The sequence below is a fragment of the Arthrobacter terricola genome (genome assembly GCF_004354015.1).
GTDB lineage: Bacteria > Actinomycetota > Actinomycetes > Actinomycetales > Micrococcaceae > Arthrobacter > Arthrobacter terricola.
Window position 1 is genome coordinate 1 of the sequence record NZ_SMRU01000063.1, and the last position, 8,765, is coordinate 8,765.

General features: G+C 62.1%; 4 protein-coding genes and 1 rRNA gene. 1 reads left to right on the forward strand and 4 read right to left on the reverse strand.

Annotated features, from left to right (window positions below; all coding sequences use genetic code 11):
- The 4 genes from E1809_RS25760 to E1809_RS25775 form a co-directional block, all read right to left on the reverse strand.
- A 16S ribosomal RNA gene (locus tag E1809_RS25760) occupies positions 1–66 on the reverse strand; the annotation flags it as partial.
- Between the two features lie 486 nt (positions 67–552).
- A complete protein-coding gene (glgB, locus tag E1809_RS25765) occupies positions 553–4,230 on the reverse strand; it encodes a 1,4-alpha-glucan branching protein GlgB (RefSeq protein ID WP_133207071.1) in 3,678 nt (1,225 codons plus the stop codon).
- A gap of 1 nt (position 4,231) precedes the next feature.
- On the reverse strand, positions 4,232–6,028 hold the full coding sequence (treS, locus tag E1809_RS25770; protein WP_133207072.1) for a maltose alpha-D-glucosyltransferase: 1,797 nt from the start codon (positions 6,026–6,028) through the stop codon (positions 4,232–4,234).
- 5 nt (positions 6,029–6,033) lie between these two features.
- Positions 6,034–8,112 (reverse strand): alpha-1,4-glucan--maltose-1-phosphate maltosyltransferase, encoded by a 2,079-nt coding sequence (locus E1809_RS25775; protein WP_235835783.1) that lies wholly within the window; start codon positions 8,110–8,112, stop codon positions 6,034–6,036.
- 131 nt (positions 8,113–8,243) lie between these two features.
- On the opposite strand from E1809_RS25775, the gene E1809_RS25780 reads away from it, so the two are divergent.
- Positions 8,244–8,765: DUF3417 domain-containing protein (locus tag E1809_RS25780; protein ID WP_205754343.1), on the forward strand; the 522-nt coding region annotated here is incomplete at its 3' end.

Below are 8,765 nucleotides of genomic sequence, written 5' to 3' on the forward strand. Positions count from 1 at the left end.
TTCGACTTGCATGTGTTAAGCACGCCGCCAGCGTTCATCCTGAGCCAGGATCAAACTCTCCGTCAAAAACAAAAAACGAAAACAACACCCGGCAGCCGGAAAAAGACCACCAAAGCATCGCAAAAATCTGAAACCAGCCAAAAAACCAGACCACCACACACGGGGGTGCGCAGCAGCCCAGCAAATCAACCAATCAAAAAACAATCGGTATCAACAAACTTGGCACACTATTGAGTTCTCAAACAACAGACACACCCGACACCACCCAACAACCGTCAGGATCGCTCCGGAGCAACTTTTCTATCTTAGCGGCTGCATTCCTCCGGGTCAAATCGGCGTTTCCGACCCAAACTTCGTGAGGAACAATCTTCACTAGGATTTGAGTCTTGCCGTTCTCCACTGGGGAGCAGCGCGGGTACTAACTATACCACCACTGTTCCGTGGAAGCAAAACCGGGGCCGAGGCGACCTCTATGGCCACCACGCATCACACGCACACAGACGAAGGGAGGCCCGGAAACACACGGTTTCCGGGCCTCCTTGACTATGCAGGCTATGCGACAGGCACGAACCAGGAGACACCAAGCGGAGGCAAGGTGACAGTCAAAGCTGCGGGTTGCCCTTCCGCTCCGGGTGCTTCCGCAACAAGCTCACCGCTGTTGACGACGCCCGAGCCGCCGAACACTTCGGCGTCGGTGTTGAGGACTTCCTTCCAAGCACCGGCCGAGGGAACGCCCAGGACATAACCTTCGTGCGGACCACCCGAGAAGTTCACGGCGCAGACGATCGGATTGTCCTTGCGATCCCAACGGATGAACGTCAGGACGTTCCGGTCGGCGTCCCCGCCGTTGATCCAGTGGAAACCACCGGGTTCGTTGTCCCTTTCGTGCAGGGCCGGAGTCGAGGTGTAGAGGGTGTTCAACTCACGGGTCAGCAATTGCAGTCCGTGGTGCTGGGGAATGTCGGCGAGGAACCAGTCGAGGCCGTGCTGCTCGGACCACTCGGCTTCCTGACCGAATTCCGTACCCATGAAGATGAGCTGCTTGCCCGGGTGGGCCCACTGGTAAGCCATGAATGCCCGGAGATTCGCGAGCTGCTGCCACCGGTCGCCCGGCATCTTGCGCAGCATGGATCCCTTACCGTGCACAACTTCGTCGTGGCTGATCGGTAGCAGGAAGTTCTCCGTGTAGGCGTACACCATGGAGAAGGTCAGCGTGCCGTGGTGCCAGCGCCGGTTGACCGGATTTTCGGAGATGTACTTGAGGGAGTCATGCATCCATCCCATGTTCCACTTGATGCCGAAACCGAGGCCGCCGTGGTTGGTGGGTGCGGTGACACCGGGGAAAGCCGTGGATTCTTCGGCAATGGTGACGGCACCCGGGTGGGTCTTGTAGACGGTTGCGTTGACTTCCTGGAGGAAGGAAATTGCTTCGAGGTTTTCTCGCCCGCCGTGCACGTTGGGGTACCACTCCCCTTCCTCGCGGGAGTAGTCCCGGTAGAGCATCGAGGCGACAGCGTCCACGCGGAGGCCGTCCACGTGGAATTCCTCGAGCCAGTAGAGGGCGTTCGCAACGAGGAAGTTGCGTACCTCGGTACGTCCGAAGTCGAAGATGAGCGTGCCCCAGTCCGGGTGTTCACCGAGCCGTGGATCGGAGTGCTCGTACAGGGCCTCCCCGTCGAAGCGGGCGAGGGCCCAGGCGTCCTTCGGGAAGTGGGCCGGTACCCAGTCGAGGATGACGCCGATACCCGCCTGGTGCAGGGAGTCCACAAGGAAGCGGAATTCGTCCGGGTGGCCGAATCGGGAGGTCGGCGCGTAGTAGGACGTCACTTGGTAGCCCCATGAACCGCCGAAGGGGTGTTCGGCCACGGGCATGAATTCGACGTGGGTGAATCCCAGCCACTTCACGTATTCCACGAGTTCCGTGGCCAGTTCCTTGTACCCCAGTCCCAGGCGCCAGGAGCCGAGGTGCACTTCGTAGACGCTCATGGGCGAGTTGTGCGGATCCTTGGTGGCCCGCGCCGCCATCCAGGCGTCGTCCTTGAAGCGGTAGGTGGAATCGACCACACGAGAAGCCGTCAGCGGCGGCACTTCGGTTCCGAAGGCGAGGGGGTCGGCTTTCTCCACCCAGTGCCCGGCCTTCGTGAGCAATTCGAATTTGTAGCATGCGCCTTCTTCAACACCGGGGATGAAGACTTCCCACACACCCGACGAACCGAGCGAGCGCAAAGCATGTTCGCGTCCGTCCCAGGTGTTGAAGTCGCCCTTGACACGGACGGCCTGCGCGTTCGGTGCCCAGACGGAGAACGACACTCCGTCCACGTCGCCGAGCGGGGAACGGTAGTGCTGGATGTGGGCGCCGAGTGCGTCCCAGAGCCGTTCGTGCCGGCCTTCGCCGATCAGGTGCAGGTCCAGTTCACCCACGGTGGGAAGGTAGTGGTAGGGATCGTTGACCGTACGGGGTTCGGAATCGCCGTACACAACTTCGAGGCGGTAGTCGGGCACGTGTGCGGCCTGAATGGGTTCGAGGACAGCCACCCAGATGCCGTCGGATTCGTGGATCATAGGGGTGGTTCCCGCTTCGGTGACCACGGTTACGGACTTTGCCAAGTGCTTGACCGTGCGGATAGTGACATGCCCGTGGTCGTCAAGGTGCGCACCCAGTACCGAGTGCGGCGCGTGGTGCGCGCCGGCGGCCACCCGACCCAAGGTTGAGGCGTCCACATACAGCGGGACTCGGGGCCGTTCGGTGCGTGCTGAGCCTGTCATTTCCTTACCTTCCAATGTGGCGGCGGCAGGCGTGCCACCGCTCGTGTTGCCGAGGATCTGCCGCGTTGCGTTGACCGGAATGGACAACCAATCCGGCCTGTTCCGCAATTCGTAGATCACCTCGTACAAGGCCTTGTCCAGCCACAATGCCACAAAGAGCGGTGACTGGCGGTCTATGCTTCCGGGGGTAACGTCGCTGTAGCCGGCAAGGAATGCTTCGGCGCAATCGTCCACCCACGTCTCAGGGACGAAAGATCCCGGATTCTCGCGGACGGCCGCGCCAGCCGCGTAGTCGAAGGACCGCAGCATCCCGACGACGTCGCGCAGCGGAACGTCCGGAATATTACGGTGCTCAATGGGTCGGAGCGGTTCACCTTCGAAGTCCAGGATCGCCCATCGGCCCGGCTCTCCGGCGGCGCCGGGGACTTGGAGGATCTGGCCGAGGTGGAGGTCGCCGTGGATCCGCTGAAGAGTTCCGGCCTCCATCCCGTTCAGCTGGTCAAGAAGCGCGTCGAGCCGCGGTTCATAGGGCCCGACGGCGGTAGCGGCCTCGGCCCACGACTGGCGGACGCGCCGGGCTACTTCGGGCGCGATTCCTTGGCCTGGAACCAGTTCGCTGGCGGTGCCGAGGGTCTCGGCGAGGCGCATGTGGACGGTGGCCGTGGCTTGGCCCAATTGCCGTGCTTCGGCTGTGAAGTCCGTGCCGCTTGCCGCGGCTTCGACGGCGAGGCGCCAGGCATCACGGCCGCCGGCGAGGAACTCGTGTGCAACAGCGAGGTCCGCCGAGGCTGTTCCCACCCTGCCTGAATCCGTCCGGGCCTCCCACGTTCCCGTGACCCAGCCAAGAGTGGAGGGCACTTCGGTGGTCCGGGCGGACGTCAAGGCCGCACCCACTTCCACTTCCGGGTTCTTGCCGATGGAGAGCACACGGAAGAGCTTCACGATGCTGGCGGAAGCGCCGTCGTCGACGATTACCGAAGTGTTGGACTGCTCACCGGAGGAAACCTTCACCGTCCCTGAAGCGGAAGGCAGCCGGAGGCTGCCGGGCACGGAATACCCGCCCGCGGCGCACTCGCCGTCGCCGGTTTCCGTGAATGCCTGTTCCCGGATGAGGTCCAGCAGCGCCGCTATGAAAGCGGCATCGTGCGGTGCGTCGTACACCCACACCGGGGCGCCGCCGTCGTCGACCTCTCCGAGGAGGGCATTCGACAAGGCGTCGACCGGAGCGGACCGGTAGCTGAGCGGGACCTGCACAATGTCCGCCTGCTGTCCGCCGTCGCCCGTTTCGTAGGCGACGGACAGCAGCCGGACCTCGAGGTCGATCCCGGCCTCCGGCGAGCGGAGGCTGAACGAACCGAGGAATTCAAGGTCAAAGGATCCCGATTTCACCGGGAACCAACGCTGCCGGGGCAGCCATTCCTTGAGGAGAGTTGCCTGGGTTGCGGTAGTTGCCGAGAAATTCATGTCACCCCTCAATGGAAAGAACCGGCATTGCCTGGGTGTAAGGTGCGGATCCGGTAGACCCCGCCGCACGCACGCGGAGCCAGAAGAAATCGTGGCTGCCGAGCGTAAGGGTCAGCGAACCGTCGGTCCCGACGCCCGGGAACGGCTGCCCGCCGAAAACGTCCCGGAGGCCACGGCCGGCGTAGTCCGGAATGTCGAGCGTGGCCGCCACAGGGTGTTGGGACAAGTTGAAGACGCACAGGATGGTTTCGGCGTCTTCGCCTTCGGGATTATCGTCCCGGAGTTCGCGCAAGTAGGCGAGGACCACTTCGTGGTCCGCAGGGACGTGCCGGAAGTTACCCAGGCCGAAAGCCGGATGGTTTTTCCGGACGCTGAGGATCTGCCGGGTCCAGCGCAGGAGCGAACCGGAGTGGGCCGCCTCTGCCTCGACGTTCGCCATGCTGTAGTTGTAAACGAGCGACTGGATCACCGGGAGGTACAGCTTTCCGGGATCGGCATTCGAGAATCCGGCATTGCGGTCCGGGTTCCACTGCATCGGGGTGCGGACTGCGTCGCGGTCATCGAGCCAGATGTTGTCTCCCATGGCGATCTCGTCCCCGTAATAGAGGAAGGGACTGCCGGGCAGCGAAAGCAGCAGTGCATTGATGAGCTCGATCTCCGAGCGGGAGTTGTCCAGGAGCGATGCGAGCCTCCGCCGGATGCCGATGTTGGCACGCATGCGGGGGTCCGGAGCGTACCAACCGAGCATGGCGGCGCGCTCGTCGGCCGTCACCATTTCCAACGTCAGCTCATCGTGGTTCCGCAGGAACGTTCCCCATTGGGCTCCCACAGGGATGTCCGGAGTTTCCCGCAGGGTTTCGATGATCGGGGCGGCCTTCTGGTCACGGAGCGCGTAGTACAAGCGCGGCATGATCGGAAAGTGGAAAGCCATGTGGCATTCCGGGTCTTCCTCGGTGCCGAAATAGTCGACGACGTCATGCGGCGGCTGGTTTGCCTCGGCGATGATGATGCGGCCGGGGTAGTTCTCGTCCACCATTTTCCGGAGGTCGCGCAGGAAGGCGTGCGTTGCCGGGAGGTTTTCGCAATTCGTGCCTTCTTCTTCGAAGAGGTACGGGATTGCGTCCGCACGGAAACCGTCGATCCCTTGGTCCAGCCAGAACCGGACCACTTCATGGACCGCTTCGATGACCTTGGGGTTTTCGAAGTTGAGGTCCGGCTGATGGCTGAAGAACCGGTGCCAGAAGAACTGCCGCCGGATGGGATCGAAGGTCCAGTTGGACTCCTCCGTATCCACGAAGATGATGCGGGCGTCCTGGTATTTCTCGTCGGTGTCGCTCCAGACGTAGAAATCGCCGAAGGGACCGTCAGGATTCTTGCGCGACTCCTGGAACCAGGGGTGCTGGTCCGAGGTGTGGTTCAACGGGAGGTCGATGATAACCCTGACACCCCGGGCGTGGGCCTCCGCGACGAGCCGTTTGAAATCGCTGATGGTGCCGAATTCGTCGAGGACGGAGGTGTAGTCCGAAATGTCGTAGCCGCCGTCGCGCAGGGGCGAATCGAAGAATGGCGGCAGCCACAGGCAGTCGACCCCCAACCACTGTAGATAGTCGAGCTTGTCTATCAATCCATGGAAATCGCCGGAACCATCACCATTGGCATCCGCAAAAGCCCTCACCAGCACCTCGTAGAAAACGGCCTTTCGATACCAATGAGGATCATGGGAAAGGCCCGGAGCATTTAGCTCGAAGGTGTTCTTGGGCGTGAAGTACTGGTTTTGGGTCTGCGGATTAAAGCTCACCTAGGCTACCTCCGGATGCTCAGAATATGTGCCGGTTCTACATGGGCGTCAAGCCGGACGTAGTTGTACTCGCCCCATTCCCAGCTCTCGCCACTGATCAAATCATCCACCCAGAAACGCCCGTTGGCCGTGAAGTCAGCGGGGTCCAACGAAAGGGCGGAAAGGTCCAGGGTCACAGAGCTCTCCCTGGCGCTGTGGGGATCGACGTTCACCACGACGATCACGGTGTCCTTGCTGCCGTCCGGCAGCGTCTTGTGCTTGGAGAAGACGATCGTGGCGTCATCCGTGCACTGGTGCAAGGTCAGGTTCTGCAGGTCGCCCAAGGCCGGGTGCGCCTTGCGAATGGCGTTCAGCCGGGTGATGTAGGGGGCGAGGCCGTGGCCCGAGCGTTCCGCGGCTTCCCAATCCCGGGCCTTGTACTCGTACTTTTCGTTGTCGATGTATTCCTCGGCCCCGGGCCGCGCAACGTGCTCGTACAGTTCGAAGCCGGCATAGACGCCCCACAAAGGACTTGCCGTCGCGGCCAGCGCTGCCCGGATCCGGAATGCCGCCGGACCGCCGTACTGGAGGTATTCGGTGAGGATGTCCGGGGTGTTGACGAAGAAATTCGGCCTGAAGTAGGCCGGGGTGACGTGGCTGACTTCCTCGAAGTAGGATTCCAGCTCTTTCTTGGTGTTCCGCCACGTGAAGTAGGTGTACGACTGCTGGAATCCCGCACGGCCCAAGGCGTGCATCATGGCGGGTCGCGTGAACGCCTCCGCGAGGAAAACGACGTCCGGGTGTTTCTTATTGACCTTGCCGATCAGCCATTCCCAGAACCAGACCGGCTTGGTGTGCGGGTTATCGACGCGGAAGATCTTCACGCCGTGGCTGACCCACAGGAAGACGATCCGCAGGATCTCCTTGGACAATCCGGCGGGATCGTTGTCGAAGTTCAGCGGGTAGATGTCCTGGTATTTCTTCGGCGGGTTTTCGGCATAGGCGATGCTGCCGTCAACGCGGGTGGTGAACCATTCCGGGTTGCTCTGGACCCAAGGATGGTCCGGCGCCGCCTGGAGCGCGAGATCCAGGGCCACCTCGAGGCCGAGTTCATTGGCGCGCGCCACGAAGGCGTCGAAGTCCTCGAACGATCCGAGGTCCGGGTGGATCGCGTCGTGACCGCCGTCTTTGGAACCGATGGCCCACGGCGAGCCCGGATCCTGCGGGCCCGGGGTCAGGGTGTTGTTGCGACCCTTGCGGTGCTGGAAGCCGATCGGGTGGATCGGGGGCATGTAAATAATGTCGAAGCCCATGTCCGCGACGGCGTCGAGGCGCTTGGCCGCCGTCGTGAAGTTTCCTGACGTCCACGTTCCCGCGACGGGATCGAAAACAGCGCCCTCGGACCGCGGGAAGAACTCGTACCAGGCACCGCGGCCAGCGAGGTCGCGTTCCACGAGGAGCGGGAATTGTTTGGAAGAGGCGACGAGTTCGCGGATCGGTTGGCGTTCAACGACGTCCATCACCTCGGGGCTGAACCCGGCGGCGAGGCGCTCTTCGGCGGTCCTCTCGCGATCGGCGAGGCCCTCGGAGCCGGAGCGCAGGATGCGCTTGTCCGCGGCGCTGCGACCGGCTTCCTCAGCGGCTTCCGCCAGGAGTGCGGTGCCTTCGGCGAGCATCAGTTCGACGTCGATGCCGGCTTCAACCTTGACCTCGGCGTTGTGGTGCCACGTGCCGTAACGGTCATGCCACGCTTCAATGACAAAGGACCATGCTCCCGTGCTCGTCGGGGTGACGAGTCCTTCCCAGCGATCGGTGCCTTTACCGCGTTCGCCAGGCGCAGGGGCGAGGCGGACCCTTTGGCGCTCCTTGCCCTTGGGATCGAGGAGGACGGCACTTACGCCCAACTGGTCGTGGCCTTCACGGAAGACCGTGGCGCCTACCACTATGTCTTCGCCGGACAAGGCCTTGGCCGGGAACCTGCCTTCCTCGATGACAGGCTGCACGGCGGTAATGGGAAACCTGCCGAACCTGAGACCTTCGGTGATATCGGCCTTCTGCTTGGACTTGGATGCTGAGCTGGATCGCGGTGTCGCAGTAGTGGTCACACCCCCGACGTTAGCGAGAAAAATCACATTTTGCTAAGGGGCACCCCAGACTCTTCCGCGCAATCTGTCATTTACCTAAAAGAAACCGAAAGCTGTTCCTGCCGTCCATCGAGTGGATTAGTGTGGCGCTCGTGAAGGCAATTCGAAGGTTTACAGTCCGTACCCTGCTCCCCGAACCGATCCGTCCTTTGGCACGGCTCGCAACAAATCTGCGCTGGTCCTGGCATTTGCCGACCCGCGAACTCTTTGCGAGCCTCGACCGCGAATTGTGGGAGGAAAGCGGGCACGACCCCATCAGCCTTCTTGGTTCGATCAGCCGCGACCAACTGGAACAACTCGCCTCCAACAACGAGCTTGTGGAGCGGGTTCAGGGGGCTGCTGCGGATTTGGACCGGTACCTCAGTGAGCCGCGGTGGTATCAGGGGCTGGGCGGGGATGTTCCGTCGTGTATTGCGTATTTTTCCCCGGAGTTCGGGATCACGGAGGTGTTGCCTCAGTACTCGGGCGGTTTGGGGATCCTGGCCGGGGATCATTTGAAGGCGGCCTCGGATCTTGGGGTGCCGTTGATCGGTGTGGGTTTGTTGTATCAGGCGGGGTATTTCAAGCAGTCCTTGTCCCGGGATGCGTGGCAGCAGGAAACCTACCCGGTGCTG

What these genes read in the sequence shown, in the direction of transcription:
- glgB (WP_133207071.1), bottom strand. Translation starts at nt 4,230, where the DNA reads ATGAATTTCTCGGCAACTACCGCAACCCAGGCAACTCTCCTCAAGGAA.